Source organism: Bacteroides togonis (genome assembly GCF_900130135.1).
Lineage (GTDB): Bacteria > Bacteroidota > Bacteroidia > Bacteroidales > Bacteroidaceae > Bacteroides > Bacteroides pullorum.
In genome coordinates this window covers 1940817-1962393 of record NZ_LT670820.1, presented here as the reverse complement: position 1 = coordinate 1962393, position 21577 = coordinate 1940817, and the positions used below count along the sequence as shown (strand labels likewise).

The window sequence follows — 21577 nt, the reverse complement described above, 5'->3', positions numbered from 1 at the left end:
TTATGTCACATCAACTGAAATATAATCGACTGAAACGACGGAAACGCCGCAATATAGTTCTCAATATTGTATGTATTCTCATTGCTGGTTCAGGATTGGCTTGGACAGCCAACTATTTTTGGAGATATATTAATTACGAAATTACGAATGATGCGTTTGTGGATCAATATATTGCTCCCATAAACATACGTGTGGGTGGGTATATTCAGGAAGTTCGTTTTCGAGAACATCAATATGTGAATGCGGGTGATACACTTGTTGTTCTTGATAATCGCGAATATCTCATTCGGCAAAAAGAGGCCTATGCGGCTTTACTTGATGCCAAGGGTTCGCGTGACGTACTTGCTTCGGGCATACGCACTTCACACACTCGCATTGCTGAACAGGATGCCAATTTAGCTGAAGCAAAGGCTAAATTGTGGCAGGCAGAACAGGACTTCCGTCGCTATGAGCGATTACTGAAACAGGAATCTGTACCAGAACAACAATACGATCAGGTTAAGGCTAATTATGAAGCAGCTCATGCTCGTTATGACGCACTACTAAAACAGAAAGATGCGGCTCGTTCGCAATATGACGAAGCGAACAAAAAACAGGTGAATGTAGAAGCAGGCATTTTGCGTGCTGAAGCAGCTCTTGACTTAGCCAATCTGAATCTTTCGTATACAGTTGTGACTGCTCCTTATAGTGGTTACATGGGACGTCGGACGTTGGAGCCGGGGCAATACGTGAGTGCCGGTCAAACACTTTCTTATATTGTCCGTCAATCTGGGAAATGGATAACGGCTAATTATCGAGAAACGCAGATTGCCAATATCTATATCGGTCAGCCTGTACGTATCAAAGTGGATGGATTACCAGGAAAAAAACTCCATGGCCATGTAACTGCTATTTCTGAAGCTACCGGTTCTAAATATTCACTTGTTCCTACAGACAATTCGGCAGGAAACTTCGTAAAAGTGCAGCAACGCATTCCGGTGCGTATCGATTTGGATGATGTAGACGATGAAACCATGAACCATCTGCGTGCCGGTATGATGGTTATAACTGAAGCCTTGAGGGAGAAATGAAAACAGCCAGCGAACTTGATATTCCTGCTCGCCCCTGGGTACCCGACCTGTTGGCTATTGCTACGGTTTTCATCATTATGCTTCCCATCGCCATGCTGAATGGTACTTATACGGGCAGTATGGTAGAAGTCTCAAATACCTTGGGAGTGTATACCGAAGATATTACTATTGGTTATTATGCTGCTTCGGCTGGTATGGCTGTATCTTATCCCATTGTTCCCAAGATACTGAACGCATTCTCCAGTAAATCGTTGTTGCTGGTCAACCTTACCCTTCAGTTTTTTCTCAGTTGGTTCTGTGCACGAGAGGCCAATATCGATTTGCTTATTGCTGCCAGTTTTATTATTGGTTTTCTGAAAGGTTTTCTGATGCTTTGGATAATCCGCCGTATCAAATTCATCTTCAGCCCAAAGGATGTCCGAAGTGAGTTCTATGCCTATTTTTATCCGTTGGTATTTGGAGGAGGTCAGCTTTCGATGGTTATTACTGCTTTGCTGGCTTACCATTATGACTGGAAATATATGTATTATTTCATGATGCTGCTTTTGCTGATTGCTATTTTGGCAGTTATTCTGTTTTTCCGTCATGACCGGCCTTCCAAACCGATTCCATGGGGAGAACTTCATCCCCGTGAGATGCTGATTATTGCTACAGGTGTTTTGATGCTTATTTATGTTATAACCTACGGAAAAACACTCGACTGGATGGCATCTACACGTATTTGCATTTACATCGTTATAGCTCCGCTACTCGTAGCTCTATTTTTATGGGAACAATTCCATTCTCCTCATCCCTACGTGAGTCTGAAGCCCCTGTTCCAATGGAAGGCCATTGTTGGATACTTTTATATGATGCTTGTGATGTTTTTCAGTACCTCCACCAGTTTGCTAACCAGTTATCTGACCACTATTCTGCGGGTAGACAATACCCATAGTTATACCTTATATATTTGCTTGCTTCCAGGTTATGCAGTAGGAGCTTTCATCTGTTTTTGGTGGTTCAGGTGGCAACGGTGGCGTTTCCGTTTTCTTATAGCTGGAGGTATGGCATGCTTTGCTCTTTTCTTTGGTATTCTTTATTTTGGAGTTTCACCCGACAGTACTTATGAGATGCTCTACCTGCCTATGTTCCTGCGTGGTTTAGGGATGTTGACGCTTATTATAGCTTTCGCACTTTTTGCCGTCGAAGATCTGCCTCCGAAATATCTGCTTTCGAATGCTTTTTTTCTTATAACCTTTCGTTCGGTGCTAACGCCGGTTATTGCTTCGGCTTTTTACAGCAATACGCTTTATCGTCTGCAACAGAAATATATGGTAGAACTGTCCGAAACACTCAGCGCTACGGATCCATTGGCTGTAGATCGTTGGCAATCTGCTCTGAACAGTAGTTTGGCACAAGGACATGGCATTGATGAAGCTACCCAACTCGCTACCAATACACTCTATACTGTTTTGCAGCAACAAGGCACTCTATTGGCTTTAAAGCATATTTTAGGCTGGCTTTTTGCTATAACTTTGATTATAGCCATCGTTTCCCGCTTTATTCCATTTCATAAGACGGTACGGGTACCGGTTATCCATACAGGAGAAGATATGGTATAATGGGGATTAGGAAGATTGAGGTATAAGAATAAAAATAAACGTCTGTCTTCGGCTGCTTTAATAGAAGACAGACGTTTTTGTTATTATTTAATATGTTTAGATGTTTTTCTGTCGATGACATACAGTTCCTGTAGCCTGATTGGTAGGCATCACCAATACTTCGGCTATTTGGATGTGCGCCGGAGCTGAAGCTGCGTAATACACCACATCGGCAATGTCATCCCCTGTCAACGGTTTGAGGCCTTCGTACACAGCGTCTGCTTTATTTTTATCCCCTCGGAAGCGGACGACGGAGAAGTTTGTTTCTACCATGCCCGGCTTGATGTTGGTCACTCGCAATGGCGTATCTACCAAGTCGATGCGTAGACCGTCGGACAATGCTTTAACAGCTGCTTTGGTAGCACAATATACACTGCCTCCTGCATAAGCCGCATCACCGGCAATAGAACCGATATTGATGATATGTCCACTGCCGCGTTCTACCATTCCTGGTACAATCATCCGTGTCATGGCTAGCAATGCCTTGATGTTCGTATCAATCACGATGTCCCATTCGTTCAGTGAGCCTTCATATTCTTTATCCATTCCGATAACCAGTCCGGCATTGTTTATCAGGACATCGATGTTCCTCCATTTTCCTTCCAATGAATCGACCGCCTGACGCATTGTTTCACGGTCGCGTACATCGAATGGTAATGTAAGAACTTCTACGCCTTGTGCCGTTAGTTCTTCTTTCAGTGCTTCCAACTTTTCTGTATTCCGTCCATTCAATATCAGATTGCTTCCCATTGCTGCAAATTTGCGGGCACACCCTTCACCGATGCCGCTGGTAGCTCCAGTGATAAAAATCAGTTTTTCTTTCATGTTACTATAATTGATATTTTATTCTTGATTGTTTTGCTTGAACTGTTTCAGTATTTCAGTTCCTTTTATTGTATCAGATTCCTTTATCATGATTTGTATTAGCTGGGCAGGAGTGACGATAGGACCATAACCGCTGCGCGTACTGTTGGTCAAAAAACAATCGATGTTATTGTCTTTCAAGATGCTTTCCAGCAATTGGCACTCCCAAAGCTCACCTCGATAAAGTTCGACGATTTTGTCTTGTTTCATGTCATATCCTTTATTTATTTCTGCTAAGGTATCTACAATCTTTTGAATATCAAAGGAAAAATCGGATTTCTTGCAGCTTTAGAAGGTGCTGCCAAGCAATAGAATCGGCATGGTAAAAGAAAAGCGGACCGATTGCTTGTGGCTCGGTCCGCTTAAGATATAGAGGATGAATCAGGGGAGACTTACAATTCGATGACCAATGATTCGCGTGGTGCCATCTTCAGATCTTCTGTGAAGCTGATGGTGCGACCGCTAAGAATGTCTTTGCCCTGTGTTGCATCTTTCAGAATTTCTTTGTAGAACTTCAGGGGAAGGGTAGTTTCATTGTCTGTACCGTTCAGCATGACGAATACCGTTTTGCCTTCATATTGCCGGGCATAGGCATAAACTCCGTTTTGTACCATGAATTGTGTCATGCTGCCTTTGGCGATGACATCGTTGCCTTTACGCCAGTTCAGGATGGTTTTATAGAAATTGTAGCACTCGTTTTGCTGTTCAGTGCGTCCTCCAGCGGTGAAGGCATTCTGTTTGTCGCCAGCCCATCCACCAGGAAAGTCACAGCGCACATAACCGTCGCTCTTGCTTTTGGTTCCGTTCATCATGATTTCTGTACCATAGTAGAGCTGTGGAATACGTCGTGTGGTGAGTAGCAAGGTTGTAGCTTGTTTCAACATGGCGAAGTTTTGTCCTTCACCCAGAAAACGGTCAGTATCATGATTTTCGATGAAAGCCAAGACACTGGCAGGATTGGGATAGAGGAAGTCGTAGACGAAGTTATTGTATACGCGATCCAGGCCTTTGAACCAGGTTTCGGTCTGTTCGTTCTTGGCGATATTTATCTTATCGTAGAAGCTGAAGTCCATTACAGTCTTTAGATTGCTGTTCTTCGGAGCCGAGAGCTTGGAATCTTTCTGCCACCAGGCGGTATAGGCAGGTTCAGTTACCCAAGTCTCGCCTACGGTATTGTAATTGGGGTATTCTTCGTTGAGCTCTTTCATCCATTGGCTCATGCCATCGTAGTCAGCGTAGGGGTAAGTGTCCATGCGGATGCCATCGATACCTGCATATTCAATCCACCAGAAGCTGTTCTGGATGAGGTATCTCAGTACGTGTGGATTCTTTTGGTTCAGATCGGGCATGGCTGTTACAAACCATCCGTCGTTCATTTGGTCGAAATCATATTTTGACGTGTAGGGATCTACGTGTGGAGTTAGTTTAAAAGAAGTCTGGACGAAGTTGTTCTGGTAATCGGAGTTGTTGAACCAGTCTTTGGAGGGCATGTCTTTGATCCAGATATGGTCGACACCGCAATGATTGAAGATCATGTCCATTACGATTTTGATACCACGCTGGTGTGCTTTCTCGATCAGCTGACGGTATTCTTCGTTGGTACCAAAACGAGGATCTACTTTGTAATAGTCTGTTGTGGCGTAGCCATGGTAACTTCCTCCTTGCATGTTGTTTTCCAAAACGGGTGTAAACCACAGAGCCGTTACACCTAGGTCTGTGAAGTAGTCCAAATGCTGTTCAATACCGGCCAGGTCACCGCCATGGCGGGCATTCGGATCATTGCGGTCTACTTTTGCATCCAGCATACCTTCTATTTGATCATTATCCGGATTACCGTTAGCAAAGCGGTCGGGCATTAACAGGTAAAGGGCATCCGATGCATCGAATCCTTTATGGTCGCTACCTTTCATGGCACGAGCTCTCAGTTCATATTCCTGTACTGTCTTTTTCTTTCCTTGTGTAAAGGTGAGAACCATTTTACCAGGCTTTACGTCTTTGTCTAGTTTCAGATAGACCAGCAGGTAATTGCTGCTTTCCAGCTTCACGGTGCTGCTCACTGATACGCCAGGATAGTCTACCGTGACACGTGCATCGCCGATTCCTTCGCCATAGACCATCAGCTGCAGTTCGGGATTCTGCATGCCTGTATACCAGAAAGGGGGATCAATTTTGTTGATGTTAGGTGCTGCGTAGGTAGTAAGGGACAGCAGCATCGTCCCGAGAAGGGAAAATACTTTCTTTTTCATGATAGTAATTTTACGGTTACAATTTAGTGGGGCTAATATAAGACAAATGGCGGAGATACGCTATGTTTCTCCGCCAATCACTTTCCTTTATATTATGCAAACGTTTGCTTTATGCTACTTTGAAGTAGGTGGATTGACCTTTATAGCTGTTTTTCCTTGGAAGAAATCTTCCACTTTCTTTCGTTTCCGCAAATCTTGCAGCCATGCTTCGGCGGCGTTGTATCGATTGTTTTCGTTGATGACAATGTCACCTTCTTCCGTCATCTCTTGTGGTTGATCCTTGCTTTCTTTAGGACGGGTCTTGAGGTAGGCTTCCAGATATTTTTCGGTACTTTCCAGATCTTTCAGGTGATAGAAAGAAACAAAGGCAGCTTTGTAGAGCACATAATGTGCCTGTGGATTGTATTTGTATTGTTGCATCAGCGCTTTTATCTGTTTGCGGGGTTCGGCTGCCTCTCTGCAGCAGTCGGCCAAACCACCATAGAGTCGTGCCACCACACTGTCCTGTGGGAAAACCAGCCGGATGGCATCTTCCATGTATTCCATACCTTTCTTCTTCCAAAGCGTTTTGGAGCAGGCTTTTCCCAGATAGTAGAGCAGGTCGATGTGGTCGGGAACATGTTTACGGGCGGCTTCCAGCAGGTCGTGTGCCTCGTAGGGCTGGTTCAGGGCATAGTGGCTGATGCCGGCATAGTAGCAGTTGTAGAACGAACTGTCTCCCTGGGCCAGCAAAGGCTGGTATCTTTCCAATGCCTTTTGATATTCTTGGTTCAGGCAGTAGGCTTGTGCTTCCAGACGGTTGACGGTCGCATTTGTGGTGTCTGTTTTTCGATAGGCTTCGCAAGTTTCGATGGCATAATCGTAATAGTTGTTTCGAATGTACAGGCTTGCCAACTTGGAAGCGGCGAGGTAGTCGTCAGGATAGCGTTCGTGTATTTCCATGTAGGCGCCAATTTGGATGTTGGGGTCGGAATACAATCCTTCCAGACTTTGTGCTTTCAGGTGGAGGATGGTTGCAGAGCTGTCCTGTTCGGCCAAGGCAGTGCTTTCGCCTAAAGCCTCCTGGTATTTCTGTAAATTCAGCAACTGGCTGATATACTGGATACGGGCATATTTATGGTCAGGCTTTAGGTCCAGTACCCGTTTGTAGCATAATAAGGCCGGTTGAAATTTTCCCAAGGTCTTGTAACATTCTCCTGCCTCAATGTATGCCCGTGGGTTGAGTGAGTCTTGTTTGGTCAATTGGTTGAACACGTTCAGGGCTTCATTGTTTCGTCCCAGTTCTTTCAAGGCTTTTCCTTTCAGATAGAGCAGAGGAATACTTGAAGGTGTTTTCTCCATTAATTGGAGGGCAGCTTCATAATCATAATTGTTCATAACCTCTCGAATATCATTGGAAACAGGGGATTGGGCGGTGGTAGCCAAGATATGACCGAGAAAGGCGAAAAAAAGAATAATTCGTTTCATACATGTTGCTTTTTAAAGTGTGAGGCTAATATATTAAGATTTTATGTATTTACGAATTGTTCGTAATATAATTGGGATAGATTAACATTAACGGATATAGATGGTCGTTAGTGAATATCCTATTCTGGCTCTGTAAACACCTACTTTAGCGACGTAACTATGGACTTTAGCATCGTAACTATGGACTTTAGAAACGTAACTATGGATTATATTAGAGAGCAATGGAATATTGTCCTTTTCCTATGGACTGTGAATAAAATAAAAATCCCCATAACTCATTGAGTTACGGGGATTAATTATCTTGATTAAGTATTGAATTACTTATTCAAAGCAGTAGCAACGTCAACGGCGCAAGCTACTGTACAACCTACCATCGGGTTGTTACCGATACCCAGGAAGCCCATCATTTCTACGTGAGCAGGAACTGATGAAGAACCAGCGAACTGAGCATCAGAGTGCATACGGCCCATCGTGTCCGTCATGCCGTAAGAGGCAGGACCGGCAGCCATGTTATCGGGGTGCAGTGTACGACCTGTACCACCACCAGAAGCTACTGAGAAGTAGGGCTTGCCTGCTAGTACGCGCTCTTTCTTGTACGTACCAGCAACGGGGTGCTGGAAGCGGGTCGGGTTGGTAGAGTTACCTGTGATAGATACGTCTACGCCTTCCTTCCACATGATGGCTACACCTTCGCGAACGTCGTCGGCACCGTAGCATTTTACTTTGGCACGAGGACCGTCGCTATAAGCGATTTCCTTCACAACTTTCAGCTCGCCAGTGTAGTAGTCGAATTGAGTCTGAACGTAAGTAAAGCCGTTGATACGAGAGATAATCATGGCAGCGTCCTTACCCAGACCGTTGAGGATACAACGCAGAGGCTCTTTACGAACCTTGTCAGCCTTAGCAGCAATCTTGATGGCACCTTCGGCAGCGGCGAATGATTCGTGACCGGCCAAGAAAGCGAAACATTTAGTTTCTTCGCTCAGCAAACGGGCTGCCAGGTTACCATGGCCCAAACCAACCTTACGGTCGTCGGCTACAGAACCGGGGATGCAGAATGCCTGCAGACCGATACCGATAGCTTCGGCAGCTTCGGCAGCTGTCTTCACACCTTTCTTCAATGCGATAGCGCAACCTACTACGTAAGCCCACTTTGCATTTTCGAAGCAGATAGGCTGAGTTTCTTCACAAGTCTTATAAGGATCGAGGCCGTAAGATTCGCAGATTTGGTTAGCTTCTTCGATATCCTTGATACCGTTTTCGTTCAAAGCAGCAAGAATTTGCTTGATACGACGGTCTTGGCTTTCAAATTTCACTTCTCTAATCATATTCCTTCCTCCTTATTCTTTACGTGGGTCAATGTATTTAACTGCACCGGCCTCTTTGCTGAAGCGTCCGTAAGTACCGGTTACCTTCTTCAGAGCTTCGTTGGCGTCTGTGCCCTTCTTGATTTCGTCCATGAACTTGCCCAGGTGGACGAATTCATAGCCACAAACCTGATCGTCTTTGTCCAGGGCGATGGTCTTGATATAGCCTTCAGCCATTTCCAGATAGCGAGTACCTTTGGCCAAAGTACCATACAATGTACCTACCTGGCTACGCAGACCTTTACCCAAATCTTCCAGACCGGCACCGATCATCAGACCGCCTTCAGAGAAAGCTGACTGAGTACGTCCGTATACGATTTGCAGGAAGAGTTCGCGCATAGCTGTATTGATAGCGTCGCAAACGAGGTCAGTGTTCAGGGCTTCGAGGATAGTCTTGCCCGGGAGGATTTCAGAAGCCATAGCAGCAGAGTGAGTCATACCGGAGCAACCGATAGTCTCTACCAAAGCTTCCTGGATAACGCCTTCCTTTACGTTGAGGGTTAATTTACAAGCACCTTGCTGGGGAGCACACCAACCGATACCATGTGTCAGACCAGAGATGTCAACGATTTCTTTAGCTTTTACCCATTTACCTTCTTCGGGAATAGGAGCCGGTCCGTGGTTGGGACCTTTCTTTACAACACACATGTGTTCCACTTCGTGTGAATAAGTCATAATTAGCTCTTTTTAGTTAGTTATAATTAAAAAAACGTAGTTCCACTTTGTAAAACTGAGGCAAAGTTAACCGTTTTCTTTTATCCTGCCAACCGTTCAATTTGACTTTTTTATTAAAAATAAGTAATGAAAGAACCTGCGTTTGCGTATTGCAAAGTAGACTTTGCAATCTGTCGGCGTTTTGGCGAGATTCTCTCCTTCATCTTTATTATTGGAAATCGGAGTTGCAAGGAGAGTTCGCTTCGTTTGATGTGCCGGCTTTCATGATGTCTTCGACCAGGCTGTTGATGTAGAGTTCCAGATAGCAGTAACCGCTAGTCGGGTCGATGTCCTTATAGGTCTTGCCTGTCGGCAGGTGTTGGGCGGCCCATGTGTCGGGTATCCCGTCGTTGTCTGTGTCTTGGGGTTTCTCTGTACTGTTATAGGTTGGCCATCCGCCGGCATCGGCTTGTGAGTCTATCAGGCCGTTAGTGCTTCCGTTACTGCCTTCGTATTCGTAGGTACCGTTTTTCACGTCGTTCACGATACGTGTGTCCACAGCGTCGCGCTTCAGGCTGGCGCCGGCATAGGCCAGCACTTTGTCGTAGGCTTCGGAAGCGGTGTGGGTGCCTGTCGGCTCTACTTCATAGGCTGTCTGGCTGATGATGGCGTTTTTTTCGCCATCGGGCAAGGGATAGCCGTTCTTGGTGTCGGGATGGAGGCCTTCGGCATTGTCGCGGTTGACGGCATCAATCAGTGTTTGGTAGTTGGAGGGCACCAGCTGGTTGTCGAACAGGTTTCCGTTCAAATAGAATGTTCCCCAGATGCCTGCCTGATTTTTCTGCGTGCCATCGTCGGCGTTGGGTGCGAAGATGCGGTTGACCAGCCCTTTTTTCGTGATGGTCGATGGGCCTGGTTTGTAGTAATTGTTGACGAAGTTGTAGTGTCCTCCCTCGCCGGCATAACCGCCGTTGGTGGGTCCCCAGTTGTAGAATACGTTGTTGCGAAGGTCTACCAGTTCGTCGTCGGGCCGACCTGAGAAACGGCTTCCGCAGAGGCGTGGCGTACGACTTTTGTGGTGAGCCATGAGGTTGTGGTGGAAGCTGGCTCCTTCGCCTCCCCAGATGCCGCCATAGCCGTGGCTACCCTTGCCATGGACGGAGTTGGTGAGGCTTTCGCTGAGGATGCACCATTGCAAGGTGAAGTTCTTGTTGCCGTAGAAGGAAGAACATTCATCTGTACTCCAGCTCATGCTGCAATGGTCGATGATGACGTTCTGCTGATTGCGTCCCCACATGGCATCATCCTCTGTTTTCAGTTCGTCGCCCATGCGGCTTCGGATGAAGCGGATGATGACGTTGTCGGCCTTCACCACGAACGAGTAGTTCTTCAGGCAGATGCCGTCGCCTGGAGCTGTTTGTCCGGCTATGGTGACGTCTCCATTCTTTATTTCAAGCGTCTTCTGCAGCTCGATGATGCCCGATACGTCGAAGACGATGATACGTGGCCCCGTCATGGCCAAGCCGTTTCTGAGCGATCCGGCACCACTATCATTCAGATTGGTGACGTGATAGACGGTACCGCCACGTCCGCCCGTCGTGGTGTTGCGTGCAAAACCTTCGGCGCCAGGGAAGGCTGGGGCAGAGGGGGCAGGTTCGTCTGGAGTATCTGTGGGGTTATCGTCGGGGACGGTGACAGGAGGTACAGGTTCTTCGGTCGTGCTTGCCGGTGCCTGACAGGCACTTGTCAGAAACAGCAGGAACAGCCCTGCTTGGAAAAACAGATTTTTCATGATTTCAGATGGATGTTTTTTTAGTTGATTAATTGCTGGCAAAAATAGGGAATTGCCGGCTGGGTGAGGTGTAGATTTTCTTTTTCTATGTGGAAGTTTCGTTCTTTTTCTTTTATTTTATAGCTTTGTACCCGATTTTATACACGAGTAGAAGTTATGATAGAAGTAAAAGACGAAATGTTGCAGCAGGCGGCCGGCGAAGGTATGGATGCCTTTATTAAGGTGTTTACCGATGCGTATATGGAAGCTTTGGGCGGCAAGCTCACGGCTGAAAACATGGCTTTGCTGACGGGCGAGCAACATACGTTGTTGGCCTATGTGTTCTTCCGCGACGAGGTGATGGAGGGCGGTTTCTGTCAGCTCATCCAGAACGGGTATGGCGGATACATTTTTGACAATCCTTTCGCCAAAACCATGCGCCTTTGGGGGGGGGGGGAGCTGGGGAAGCTGATCTATGCCGCCAAGAATATCTACGATGCCAACCGTGCCGACTTGGAGCGTGAACGTACCGACGAGGAGTTCATGGCCATGTACGAGCAGTATGAAGCGTTCGACGATCTGGAGGATGAATTCCTGGAGAAGGAAGAGATGTTCACGGCGCAGGTAGCTGAATATGTGGACGAGCATCTGGATCTTTTTGCCAAGGTCGTATAGAGAGCGGTTGGAGCTCTTTCTTTTACAGATGACAAAGCTATGTTTTCTCCTCGATAAAGCATTGCTTTCTCCTCGGTAAAACACCGTTTTCTTTTTAAGGGGATGATACAGACGGGATGGAAACGGAGTTCTGAATAAAAGTTAAAAAGAAAATCCGAATGCAGTATTTTAGCATACTTGTCATTTTGTCTTAAAAACAATGAAAAAACGTGGCGTGTAGTAGGCTACTCGCTCCATTATGTCTAATTTTGCAAAACTTAATACCAATAATTTGAAAATGAAACAGATTAAAACTTTGATGGTAGCTGCCCTGACGCTGGTGATGGGCGTAATGATGACTTCATGTTTGAATTCGGATAATAGTGAATCGTTGTACGATTGGGCCGGTTTCGTACTTGTACAGAACACAATGGCCGGTACCTATTTCCAGGATGCTGGTGGCAATAAGCTGATTCCTACCTATGAGTCGCTGATGGCTGTAGAACAGGCTGGTTTCAAGTCATCTGAAACAAATGTGGCATTCGTATACGTTAAGATGGTGGAAGACACAGAAACTTCGACCAAGGCTGGAGAAACGACTCCGCAAACATTTGATGTGAAACTGGTTGCTGCCCAGAGCCTTGACGGTGAGGATGTTGTAGTGGCTCAGACTGCTGAAGAAATGGAAGGAATGGCTCCTGAAACAGCCCCTGTAGGCTCGTTGGAGTTCAGTGACAATACGTGGGGAACTACCGTGAAGCCCATGTTGTTCGACCTGAATACACTTTTGCTTCCCATTCAGTTCTATCTGACGAATGATAACGAAAAGTTCAAACTCCACAAACTTTACCTGGCATGCAACATGGAAGAAGTGTCCGAAGGTGATACTACGCTGGTATTTTACCTGAGACACGACCGTGGCGAAGACGACAAGGCAGAAGTATACTACAGCCAGTGGTATGGCTTTGATATCCGTGCGGCAGTAAATATGTTTGCCATGAAGTCGGGTGCCGATCCTACAAAGATTGTCATCAAGGCGCATGAAACTCAAAGCATGACGACGGAGTTGCCCGAAAATTACGAAGAATACGAGGTTGAATATACATTAGAGACCCAAAATTGAATTATAAGGAACTTTTAAATATAACCCTGCGACTGATTTCCTCCCCGGCGCAAGCCTGGGAGGAAATTCGTTTGGAAGAGGATAGGCGGAAAGTCTTTACGGCTTTTGTCTATCCTATGATTGGTTTATGCGGGTTGTCCGTCTTCATTGGTTCGCTGATAGCGTTGGGGTGGAGTGGGCCGCAGAGTTTCCAATATGCCATGACGAAGTGCTGCGCGGTGGCGGTAGCCCTGTTTGGCGGCTATTTTCTGGCGGCCTATCTCATCAATCAGGCGGCCGTTCGTTTCTGCGGGATGGGCGATAATCTGTCGCTGGTTCAGCAGTTCTCGGGCTATGCGATGGTGGTGGTCTTCCTGCTTCGGATGGTGCTGGGTATCTTGCCCGATTTTCAGATCATTGCCATGCTGTTGCAGTTCTACACGGTCTACGTGGCGTGGGAGGGTAGTGCGCGACTGCTTCAGGTGTCGGATGCCAACCGCCTGCGTTTCACCCTGACGGCTTCCGTGCTGCTCATTGTCTGTCCGATGCTGATCGAATGGATCTTTAACCGGCTGACCATCATGTTAAACTGATTTATCATTACCAATATCCATTGCTGAAAAATGAAACAGGCTCCTGTAAACATTAAGAATAAACGTGCGACGTTCGACTACGAGCTGATAGACACCTATACGGCGGGCATCGTGCTGACAGGTACGGAAATCAAGTCCATCCGCTTGGGCAAGGCCAGCCTGGTGGACACGTTCTGCTATTTTGCGAATGGCGAGCTGTGGGTGAAGAACATGCACGTGGCCGAATATTTCTATGGTTCGTACAACAACCACAACGCCCGCCGCGAGCGCAAGTTGCTGCTCACCCGCAAGGAGCTGGAGAAACTGGAGCGTACGTCCAAGGATCCCGGCTTCACCATCGTGCCCGTTCGCCTCTTCATCAACGAGAAGGGATTGGCCAAGCTCGTCGTGGCGCTGGCCAAAGGCAAGAAGCAATACGACAAACGCGAAGCGCTGAAGGAGAAAGCCGACAAGCGCGACATGGAACGTATGTTCAAACGATAAAACCGATTTTATGAAACTGGAAGACCTGGTGCGCCGACGCATCCTTATTCTTGACGGTGCGATGGGCACCATGATACAACGATACAACTTGACAGAGGCCGATTTCCGCGGCGAATTCTTTAAAGAAATACCCGGGCAGATGAAGGGAAACAACGACCTGCTCTGTCTGACCCGCCCCGACATCGTGTCGGACATCCACTGCAAATATCTTGCCGCTGGGGCGGACATCATTGAAACCAATTCGTTCAATGCCACGCGCGTCAGCCAGGCCGACTATTACGTGGAGCATTGCGTGCGCGACATCAACCTGGCCGCTGCTCGCCTGGCTCGTCAGGCAGCCGATGCCTTTTCAACGGAGGAGAAGCCGCGCTTCGTGGCAGGCTCTGTGGGCCCCACGAACAAGACCTGCTCCATGAGCCCCGACGTGAGCAATCCCGCCTACCGTGCCTTGACCTTCGACGACTTGGCCGACGCCTACCGCGAGCAGATGACTGCCTTGCTGGAGGGTGGGGTGGACGCTCTGCTCATCGAGACCATCTTCGATACTCTTAATGCCAAAGCTGCCCTCTATGCAGCGGAGCAGGCGATGGAGGAAATGGGACGCCGCGTGCCGCTGATGCTCTCCGTCACTGTTTCCGACACTGCAGGGCGTACCCTGTCCGGCCAGACGCTGGACGCCTTCTTGGCTTCCGTGCAGCATGCCGATATCTTCTCCGTGGGCCTGAACTGTTCGTTCGGCGCCCGCCAGCTGAAACCCTTCCTGGAGCAGCTGGCCGCCCGCGCTCCCTATTACATCAGTGCCTATCCCAATGCCGGCCTGCCCAACAGCCTGGGGCAGTACGACCAGACGCCCGACGACATGGCCCGCGAGGTAGGCGAGTACGTCCGCGAGGGCTTGGTGAACATCATCGGCGGCTGCTGCGGCACGACCGAAGAATACATCGCCCGCTTCCCCGCTCTGGTGGAAGGCGCGGCTCCCCATACGCCGGCTCCCGCGCCGGAAAACCTCTGGCTCTCCGGCCTCGAACTGCTGGAGGTGAAGCCCGAAAACAACTTCGTCAACGTGGGCGAGCGTTGCAACGTGGCCGGCTCGCGCAAGTTCCTGCGGCTCATTAATGAAAAAAACTACGAGGAAGCCCTCAGTATCGCCCGCCGTCAGGTGGAGGACGGGGCACAGGTCATCGACATCAACATGGACGACGGCCTGCTTGATGCCAAAGAAGAGATGATAACCTTCCTCAACCTGATAGCCTCCGAGCCCGAGATTGCCCGCGTGCCGGTGATGATAGACTCCTCGAAGTGGGACGTCATCGTGGCCGGACTGAAGTGCGTGCAGGGCAAGGCCATCGTCAACTCCATCTCGCTGAAGGAAGGCGAGGAGAAATTCCTGGAACATGCCCGCCTCATCCGCCGCCTGGGCGCCGCTGCGGTGGTGATGGCTTTTGACGAGCAGGGGCAGGCCGACACTTACGAACGCCGCATTGCCGTCTGCAGCAGGGCTTACCGCTTGCTGGTAGACGAAGCTGGCTTCCGTCCGTCGGACATCATCTTCGACCCCAACGTCCTGGCCGTGGCCACGGGTATGGAGGAGCACGACAACTACGCCGTCGACTTCATCCGCGCCGCGGGCTGGATACGCCGCAACCTGCCCGGCGCACACGTTAGTGGCGGCGTCAGCAACCTGTCGTTCTCTTTCCGCGGCAACAACTACATCCGCGAGGCCATGCACGCCGTCTTCCTCTACCACGCCATCCGCGAGGGCATGGACATGGGCATCGTCAACCCCGCCTCGTCCGTCCTCTACACCGACATCCCCGCCGACGTGCTGGAGCGCATTGAGGACGTCGTCCTGAACCGCCGCTCCGACGCCGCCGAGCGCCTCATCGAGACTGCTGAACGCTTGAAAGCCGAAAAGGAAGCCGAGAAGGCTGGCGGAATCTCCGCTTCTGCGCCCGCACAGCAGGCTTGGCGCAGCGGCACGCTGGAGGAACGCCTCACCTACGCCCTGACCAAAGGCATCGGCGACTACCTGGAAGAAGACTTGGCCGAGGCCCTGGAAAAATATCCAAAGGCCGTGGAGATCATCGAAGGACCGCTGATGGCGGGCATGAACCACGTGGGCGATCTCTTCGGTGCCGGCAAGATGTTCCTCCCCCAGGTGGTGAAGACCGCCCGCACGATGAAAAAAGCCGTCGCCATCCTGCAACCCGCCATCGAGGCCGAAAAGACCGAGGGCATGGCCTCGGCCGGACGCGTACTGCTGGCTACGGTGAAGGGCGACGTCCACGACATCGGCAAGAACATCGTCGCCGTCGTCATGGCCTGCAATGGCTATGATGTCATCGACCTGGGCGTTATGGTACCCGCCGAGACCATCGTGCAGCGCGCCATTGCCGAGAAGGTAGATATGATAGGCCTGAGCGGCCTCATTACCCCGTCGCTCGACGAGATGGTTCACGTGGCCGCCGAGCTGGAGAAGGCCGGCCTCGACATCCCCCTGCTGATAGGTGGCGCCACGACTTCGGCCCTGCACACGGCCCTGAAGATTGTTCCTGTCTATCACGCGCCGGTGGTTTACCTGAAGGATGCTTCGCAGAACGCCGCCGTTGCAGCCCGCTTGATGAATCCGCGTCAGCGTGAGGCCTTCGTCCGTGAACTGGATGAGGCAAATCGAGTCTTGTTGGCCCGTAGCGAGGCCTGCCAGACGCTGACCATTTCCCTCGAGGAGGCTCGTAAGCGCCGGCTTAACCTCTTTACTGACTGATTTTCCCTCCGCCTCTATTTTGGTCGAATTTCCCGCTTTCTGCATATCTCTGAATTGATATTTTGAGTCTATAAAGCGCTTTACAATGCTGAAATATTCATATTTCGGTGCTGTAAAGCGCCTTTTCACATCAAAATATTAATATATTTAGTCCTATAATACGCATTATGGCTTCAAAATAGGCTTATGAAAGCTCAGAGACAGATTTCATTACAGGGAAAAAAGAGGAAAGAAAGGGGGAAGAAAAGCGTCTGCGCCCTTCAGCAGTGGTGCGGAGGGATGCAGATGGGCAGAAGGTTATTGTCGAATCTTCTTCTTATACTGTTCGAACCGTTCGGTAATCTCCCGCACGAAATTGTAGGTCTCCGCCCCGCGGAAATAGCCGAATTTGCAGACGGGATCGGTGAAATATTCTTCGTTGGCCTTCAGCAGAATGTATTTCTCCACGTTGTCGCGCCAGACGTTCTTGTCCTTTCCGTACTTCTCGGCTAGCGCCATGGCGTCCTGCACGTGGCCGATGCCTGAGTTGTAGGAGGCCAGGACGAAGTTCACGCGCTCTTCTGCCGGCAGGTCCTTGAAGCTCTGCGCCGTCAGGCCGATATATTTCACGGCGGCTTTCACGCTCTCTTCGGCATTCTGTTCCTTACCTACCGGAACTCCCATAGCGTGGGCCGTAGAGGGCATGAGCTGCATCAGACCGCGGGCGCCGGCCCAGGAGACGGCGGCGGTGTCGAAATTGGATTCCGTGTAGGCCAGCGAGGCCAGCAGGCGCCAGTCCCAGCCGATCTTCTTGGCATATTTCTTGAATAGTTCGTCGTAGTGGGAAATCCGTCCTTCGCGCAGCGAGAGGATGGGCGTATGGGGCGTCGATTTGCTGATTTCGAAGTATCGTTTCGTACTGGCCTTGTAGTCGGGCGAGGTCATGTTGGCGCGATGCCATTCGCTGGCGGCTCGTGCCAGTTGCGGGCAGTCGCGGCGGACGGCCCAGGAGGAGCGCTGATCGAAGCTGATGGCCAGATTGATGTTCAGGTTGGGGTAGTAGGTGCGGTTCAGGCGGGCGATGTCGTTGTCCGTTACCGTGTAGGGGATTTTTCCCTGTGCTACCTGTGCGATGAGGTCTTCAGCGCTCAGGCTGTCGCCCCTGACGAGGTGGATGCGGATGCCTCCGCCCAGTTCCTTGTCCAGGTTGACTAGTCGCTCGTGGTACTTGCCGGGCTTCACGTAGACGTCTTTGCCGACGAGCTCGGTGACGTCCTTCAATGGCTTTTCCCGTCCGCCGCTCCGTTGCACGATGACTTGATGGGTGATGACTTCTTCGCCGCAGTAGAGCAGGCTTTCTTTCCATTCTTTGGTGATGGGAAGGGTGTAGGCTATTAGATCGCCTTCGCCGGCTTGCAGCTTTCGGATGAGGTCGCGGACGTTCCGGGCCACTTTCACCTTGAGCTTTAGGCCGAGGCTCTTGGCGAACTGTTCGCTCAGTTCGTACTGGAATCCCATGTCCTGTCCGCGGTAGATGAAGTAGGACGTGGAGCTGTAGAGGGTGAGCACCACCAGTTCGCCGCTGTCCTTGATTTGTTGCAGGTCGTGCACGCGTTCTTCCTCACTGCCCGCACGATTGCTACGACAGCCTCCGATGGCCAGCAGACACAGCAGGACCGTTCCGATGATGCTTGTCAGCCTACGATTTCTCATTTATCTTTGTTTATGGTTAGTCATTGTCATGAATGTGTCGTTTGATGTACATCGTCAGGATGTCGATGGCCACCTGGTTGTTTCCGCCTTCAGGTACGATGAGGTCGGCATATCGCTTGCAGGGTTCGATGAACTGCTGGTGCATGGGCTTCAGAACGCGTGTGTAGCGTTCCATGACGGCTTCGGCGGTACGTCCACGTTCCACCACGTCGCGCTGGATGACACGGATGAGGCGTTCGTCCGGGTCGGCATCGACAAAGACTTTCAGGTCCATCATGTTGCGCAGTTTCTTGTCGCACAGGGCCAGGATGCCTTCGATGATGATGACGTTACGCGGCTCAATGTGGATGGTTTCCGGCAGGCGCGAGCAAGTCAGGTACGAGTAGGTGGGTTGTTCGATGCTCTTGCCCTCGCGCAGCATGGCCACGTGTTTGGACAGAAGGCTCCATTCGAAAGCGTCAGGATGGTCGAAATTGATGTACTGTCTTTCTTCTACAGGCACGTGGCTACTGTCTTTGTAATACGAATCCTGGGGTAACAAGACAACTTCGCCTGCAGGCAGGCTTTCGATGATTTTCTTTACGACGGTGGTCTTTCCCGAGCCCGTTCCGCCGGCTATTCCGATTATTAACATCCGTTTAAATGTATTTCTGAAACAAAACAAGTATTTTTGCATCCGTTTTAAGGACTGCACTTTTGTCAGCAAATATAGTATAAATCATTAAAATAACAAAGTTATGGTGAAACACATTGTATTGTTCAAGTTGAAAGACGACGCATCGGCCGACGCGAAGCTGGCTGCCATGCATGCTTTTAAGGATGCCATCGAAGCGCTTCCCGCCAAAATTCCCTTTATCCGCAAGATTGAAGTGGGCCTGAACATCAATCCGGCCGAGACGTGGAGCATCGCCCTCTACAGCGAGTTCGACACGCTGGACGACGTCAGACGGTATGCCGTGCATCCCGACCACGTGGCCGCCGGAAAGCTGCTGGCCGAGGTGAAGGAAAGCCGTGCCTGCGTCGACTATGAATTGTGATTTTAACCCGATAAAAGTTTTGTAGATGAAAAAAATACTGTTTTCACTGATTGTCTCTTTCCTGGCCTTCGCCGCGTATGCCCAAATACAGGAACCGGTGAAGTTCAAGACTGAGTTGAAGAATGTATCTGCCACCGAGGTGGAAATCGTGTTCACCGCTTCCATCGAGCAAGGATGGCATGTCTATTCCACCGACCTGGGCGACGGCGGCCCCATTTCGGCCACGTTCAACACCGACAAGCTGACCGGTGCCCAGCTGGACGGAAAGCTCCGTCCCGTAGGCAAGGAAATAGCCTCGTTCGACAAACTGTTCGAGATGGACGTGCGCTACTTTGAACACACGGCGCAGTTTGTTCAGAAGCTGAAGCTCACCGGCGGTGACTATCAGGTGCCGGGCTATCTGGAGTATGGCGCCTGCAACGACGAGAACTGCCTGCCTCCGACGCAGGTGGAGTTCAGTTTCTCCGGTAAGGCCGAGGGAGCTTCTGCTTCAGTGCAGGCGGAGACTCCGGCGGAACAAGCAGACACGGCTGCTGCTCCTGCCGTTATCGGCGGTGCCGACGGTCCTACTTCCGTGGTGGTTTCCGACAACGATTTGTGGAGCCCCGTTATCAACGAACTGAACGCTTTGGGTGAGACTACTTCGCAGGAAGATATGTCGTGGCTTTACATTTTTATCACTGGTTTTGTGGGTGGTCTGCTGGCGTTATTTACGCCCTGCGTATGGCCTATCATTCCGATGACGGTCAGCTTCTTCCTGAAGCGCAGCAAAGACAAGAAGAAAGGTATCCGCGACGCTTGGACTTACGGTGCTTCCATCGTAGTCATCTACGTCACGCTGGGGCTGGCCATCACGGCTATCTTCGGTGCCAATGCACTGAACGCCCTTTCTACCAATGCCATCTTCAACATCTTCTTCTGTCTGATGCTGGTGGTGTTTGCTGCTTCTTTCTTCGGCGCCTTCGAAATTACGTTGCCTTCCAAATGGAGCAACGCTGTTGATAGCAAGGCCGAGGCTACGACCGGTTTACTGAGCATATTCCTGATGGCCTTCACGTTGTCGTTGGTGTCCTTCTCCTGCACGGGTCCCATCATCGGTTTCCTGTTGGTACAGGTGTCTACTACAGGCAATGTGATTGCTCCGGCTGTAGGTATGTTGGGATTTGCCATTGCTTTGGCATTGCCTTTTACGCTCTTTGCCCTCTTCCCCTCGTGGCTGAAGTCCATGCCTAAGTCGGGCGGTTGGATGAATGTCATCAAGGTAACGCTGGGTTTCCTCGAACTGGCTTTTGCGCTGAAATTCCTTTCCGTGGCCGACCTGGCATACGGCTGGCGTATTCTCGACCGTGAGACCTTCCTGGCTCTGTGGATCGTGCTCTTCGCCTTGCTGGGCTTCTATCTTTTGGGTAAGATCAAGTTCCCTCACGACGACGATGACACCAAGGTCAGCGTGCCCCGCTTCTTCCTGGCGCTGGCTTCGTTGGCTTTCGCCGTTTACATGGTGCCCGGTCTGTGGGGTGCTCCGCTGAAGGCGGTCAGTGCCTTTGCACCGCCCATGCAGACGCAGGACTTCAACCTCTATAACAACGAAGTTCATGCTAAATTCGACGACTACGATGCCGGTATGAAGTACGCTCGTGAACATGGTAAGCCTGTCATGCTTGACTTTACTGGTTATGGTTGCGTCAACTGCCGCAAGATGGAGCTTGCTGTCTGGACCGATATGAAGGTGGCCGATCTCATTAACAACGACTACGTACTTATCACTCTTTATGTGGACAATAAGACTCGCCTGCCCGAACCTGTCAAGGTGATGGAGAACGGCACGGAGCGTACCCTCCGCACCGTGGGCGACAAGTGGAGTTACTTGCAGCGCGTCAAGTTTGGCGCCAATGCCCAACCGTTCTATGTCCTGATCGATAACGAAGGCAAGCCGCTCAACAAGTCTTATTCTTACGATGAAGACATCGACAAGTATGTCGACTTCCTGCAGACAGGATTGAACAATTATAATAAGAAGAAATAATTCCGGCTTGATATAGAAGTTCTGTTCAGGCGCGGCTGGCGCGGATTTCTATCCGTACAGTCCGCGCCTGAATTATTTTTACGTATCTTTGCTGACAACTAAAAGCAACTACGTATGGAAACAGGCAAACTGGATACAGGAAGAAAC

18 protein-coding genes are annotated in these 21577 nt (G+C 49.9%); 9 read left to right on the top strand and 9 right to left on the bottom strand.

What is annotated here, in order from left to right; translation table 11 throughout:
• Positions 1-2 precede the first annotated feature (2 nt).
• Together BQ8005_RS08465 and BQ8005_RS08460 are read left to right on the top strand one after the other, a co-directional pair.
• Entirely contained in the window at positions 3-1070 is a 1068-nt protein-coding gene (locus tag BQ8005_RS08465) for an HlyD family secretion protein (RefSeq protein ID WP_075317745.1), read from the top strand.
• Positions 1067-2671, top strand: a complete 1605-nt coding sequence (locus tag BQ8005_RS08460) for an MFS transporter (protein ID WP_075317744.1) — start codon at positions 1067-1069, stop codon at positions 2669-2671. The genes BQ8005_RS08465 and BQ8005_RS08460 overlap by 4 nt, the downstream gene beginning before the upstream one ends.
• Positions 2672-2767: 96 nt before the next feature.
• Here BQ8005_RS08460 and BQ8005_RS08455 read toward each other — a convergent pair whose 3' ends face one another.
• The 7 genes from BQ8005_RS08455 to BQ8005_RS08425 form a co-directional block, all read right to left on the bottom strand.
• The gene (locus BQ8005_RS08455) at positions 2768-3535 is read right to left on the bottom strand and encodes an SDR family NAD(P)-dependent oxidoreductase (RefSeq protein ID WP_075317743.1); all 768 of its coding nucleotides are present in this window, start codon (positions 3533-3535) and stop codon (positions 2768-2770) included.
• An 18-nt stretch (positions 3536-3553) separates the two neighbouring features.
• Entirely contained in the window at positions 3554-3784 is a 231-nt protein-coding gene (locus tag BQ8005_RS08450; RefSeq protein ID WP_021848687.1) for a putative signal transducing protein, read from the bottom strand.
• 182 nt (positions 3785-3966) lie between these two features.
• Positions 3967-5820, bottom strand: coding sequence for a glycoside hydrolase family 13 protein (locus BQ8005_RS08445; protein ID WP_075317742.1), 1854 nt, complete (start codon positions 5818-5820; stop codon positions 3967-3969).
• 114 nt (positions 5821-5934) lie between these two features.
• Positions 5935-7287 carry a tetratricopeptide repeat protein gene (locus BQ8005_RS08440; RefSeq protein ID WP_075317741.1) on the bottom strand — a complete coding sequence of 451 codons (1353 nt, stop codon included), beginning with the start codon at positions 7285-7287 and terminating at the stop codon, positions 5935-5937.
• 317 nt (positions 7288-7604) lie between these two features.
• Positions 7605-8615: a GGGtGRT protein gene (locus tag BQ8005_RS08435; protein WP_071149403.1), complete on the bottom strand. Its 1011-nt coding sequence runs from the start codon at positions 8613-8615 to the stop codon at positions 7605-7607.
• Between the two features lie 12 nt (positions 8616-8627).
• A complete protein-coding gene (locus BQ8005_RS08430) occupies positions 8628-9329 on the bottom strand; it encodes an iron-sulfur cluster assembly scaffold protein (RefSeq protein ID WP_021846350.1) in 702 nt (233 codons plus the stop codon).
• Positions 9330-9537: 208 nt separating this feature from the next.
• A complete protein-coding gene (locus BQ8005_RS08425) occupies positions 9538-11100 on the bottom strand; it encodes a pectate lyase family protein (protein ID WP_083610529.1) in 1563 nt (520 codons plus the stop codon).
• 156 nt (positions 11101-11256) lie between these two features.
• On the opposite strand from BQ8005_RS08425, the gene BQ8005_RS08420 reads away from it, so the two are divergent.
• The 5 genes from BQ8005_RS08420 to metH all read left to right on the top strand — a co-directional run bounded on the left by BQ8005_RS08420 (position 11257) and on the right by metH (position 16675).
• Positions 11257-11754 carry a DMP19 family protein gene (locus tag BQ8005_RS08420; protein ID WP_075317740.1) on the top strand — a complete coding sequence of 166 codons (498 nt, stop codon included), beginning with the start codon at positions 11257-11259 and terminating at the stop codon, positions 11752-11754.
• 277 nt (positions 11755-12031) lie between these two features.
• Complete coding sequence (locus BQ8005_RS08415; protein ID WP_083610528.1) at positions 12032-12856, top strand: hypothetical protein; 825 nt, start codon at positions 12032-12034, stop codon at positions 12854-12856.
• Positions 12853-13428 (top strand): Yip1 family protein, encoded by a 576-nt coding sequence (locus BQ8005_RS08410; RefSeq protein WP_075317738.1) that lies wholly within the window; start codon positions 12853-12855, stop codon positions 13426-13428. The genes BQ8005_RS08415 and BQ8005_RS08410 overlap by 4 nt, the downstream gene beginning before the upstream one ends.
• Positions 13429-13458: 30 nt before the next feature.
• Positions 13459-13911, top strand: a complete 453-nt coding sequence (smpB, locus tag BQ8005_RS08405) for an SsrA-binding protein (protein WP_021846355.1) — start codon at positions 13459-13461, stop codon at positions 13909-13911.
• Between the two features lie 10 nt (positions 13912-13921).
• The gene (gene metH / locus BQ8005_RS08400) at positions 13922-16675 is read left to right on the top strand and encodes a methionine synthase (RefSeq protein WP_075317737.1); all 2754 of its coding nucleotides are present in this window, start codon (positions 13922-13924) and stop codon (positions 16673-16675) included.
• A gap of 297 nt (positions 16676-16972) precedes the next feature.
• On the opposite strand, the gene BQ8005_RS08395 is transcribed toward metH, so the two are convergent.
• Together BQ8005_RS08395 and udk are read right to left on the bottom strand one after the other, a co-directional pair.
• A complete protein-coding gene (locus BQ8005_RS08395) occupies positions 16973-18367 on the bottom strand; it encodes an MltF family protein (RefSeq protein WP_075317736.1) in 1395 nt (464 codons plus the stop codon).
• A gap of 16 nt (positions 18368-18383) precedes the next feature.
• Positions 18384-19001 (bottom strand): uridine kinase, encoded by a 618-nt coding sequence (gene udk, locus BQ8005_RS08390; protein WP_075317735.1) that lies wholly within the window; start codon positions 18999-19001, stop codon positions 18384-18386.
• A 103-nt stretch (positions 19002-19104) separates the two neighbouring features.
• On the opposite strand from udk, the gene BQ8005_RS08385 reads away from it, so the two are divergent.
• Positions 19105-19404: a Dabb family protein gene (locus BQ8005_RS08385; protein ID WP_075317734.1), complete on the top strand. Its 300-nt coding sequence runs from the start codon at positions 19105-19107 to the stop codon at positions 19402-19404.
• A gap of 25 nt (positions 19405-19429) precedes the next feature.
• Entirely contained in the window at positions 19430-21430 is a 2001-nt protein-coding gene (locus BQ8005_RS08380; protein WP_075317733.1) for a protein-disulfide reductase DsbD family protein, read from the top strand.
• Positions 21431-21577 lie beyond the last annotated feature (147 nt).

Coding starts and splice junctions, on each gene's coding strand:
- BQ8005_RS08430 (WP_021846350.1), bottom strand. CDS start 9,329: ATGACTTATTCACACGAAGTGGAACACATGTGTGTTGTAAAGAAAGGT.
- BQ8005_RS08450 (WP_021848687.1), bottom strand. CDS start 3,784: ATGAAACAAGACAAAATCGTCGAACTTTATCGAGGTGAGCTTTGGGAG.
- BQ8005_RS08460 (WP_075317744.1), top strand. CDS start 1,067: ATGAAAACAGCCAGCGAACTTGATATTCCTGCTCGCCCCTGGGTACCC.
- BQ8005_RS08395 (WP_075317736.1), bottom strand. CDS start 18,367: ATGAGAAATCGTAGGCTGACAAGCATCATCGGAACGGTCCTGCTGTGT.
- BQ8005_RS08380 (WP_075317733.1), top strand. CDS start 19,430: ATGAAAAAAATACTGTTTTCACTGATTGTCTCTTTCCTGGCCTTCGCC.
- udk (WP_075317735.1), bottom strand. CDS start 19,001: ATGTTAATAATCGGAATAGCCGGCGGAACGGGCTCGGGAAAGACCACC.
- BQ8005_RS08455 (WP_075317743.1), bottom strand. CDS start 3,535: ATGAAAGAAAAACTGATTTTTATCACTGGAGCTACCAGCGGCATCGGT.
- BQ8005_RS08420 (WP_075317740.1), top strand. CDS start 11,257: ATGATAGAAGTAAAAGACGAAATGTTGCAGCAGGCGGCCGGCGAAGGT.
- metH (WP_075317737.1), top strand. CDS start 13,922: ATGAAACTGGAAGACCTGGTGCGCCGACGCATCCTTATTCTTGACGGT.
- BQ8005_RS08440 (WP_075317741.1), bottom strand. CDS start 7,287: ATGAAACGAATTATTCTTTTTTTCGCCTTTCTCGGTCATATCTTGGCT.
- smpB (WP_021846355.1), top strand. CDS start 13,459: ATGAAACAGGCTCCTGTAAACATTAAGAATAAACGTGCGACGTTCGAC.
- BQ8005_RS08435 (WP_071149403.1), bottom strand. CDS start 8,615: ATGATTAGAGAAGTGAAATTTGAAAGCCAAGACCGTCGTATCAAGCAA.
- BQ8005_RS08415 (WP_083610528.1), top strand. CDS start 12,032: ATGAAACAGATTAAAACTTTGATGGTAGCTGCCCTGACGCTGGTGATG.
- BQ8005_RS08425 (WP_083610529.1), bottom strand. CDS start 11,100: ATGAAAAATCTGTTTTTCCAAGCAGGGCTGTTCCTGCTGTTTCTGACA.
- BQ8005_RS08445 (WP_075317742.1), bottom strand. CDS start 5,820: ATGAAAAAGAAAGTATTTTCCCTTCTCGGGACGATGCTGCTGTCCCTT.
- BQ8005_RS08465 (WP_075317745.1), top strand. CDS start 3: ATGTCACATCAACTGAAATATAATCGACTGAAACGACGGAAACGCCGC.
- BQ8005_RS08385 (WP_075317734.1), top strand. CDS start 19,105: ATGGTGAAACACATTGTATTGTTCAAGTTGAAAGACGACGCATCGGCC.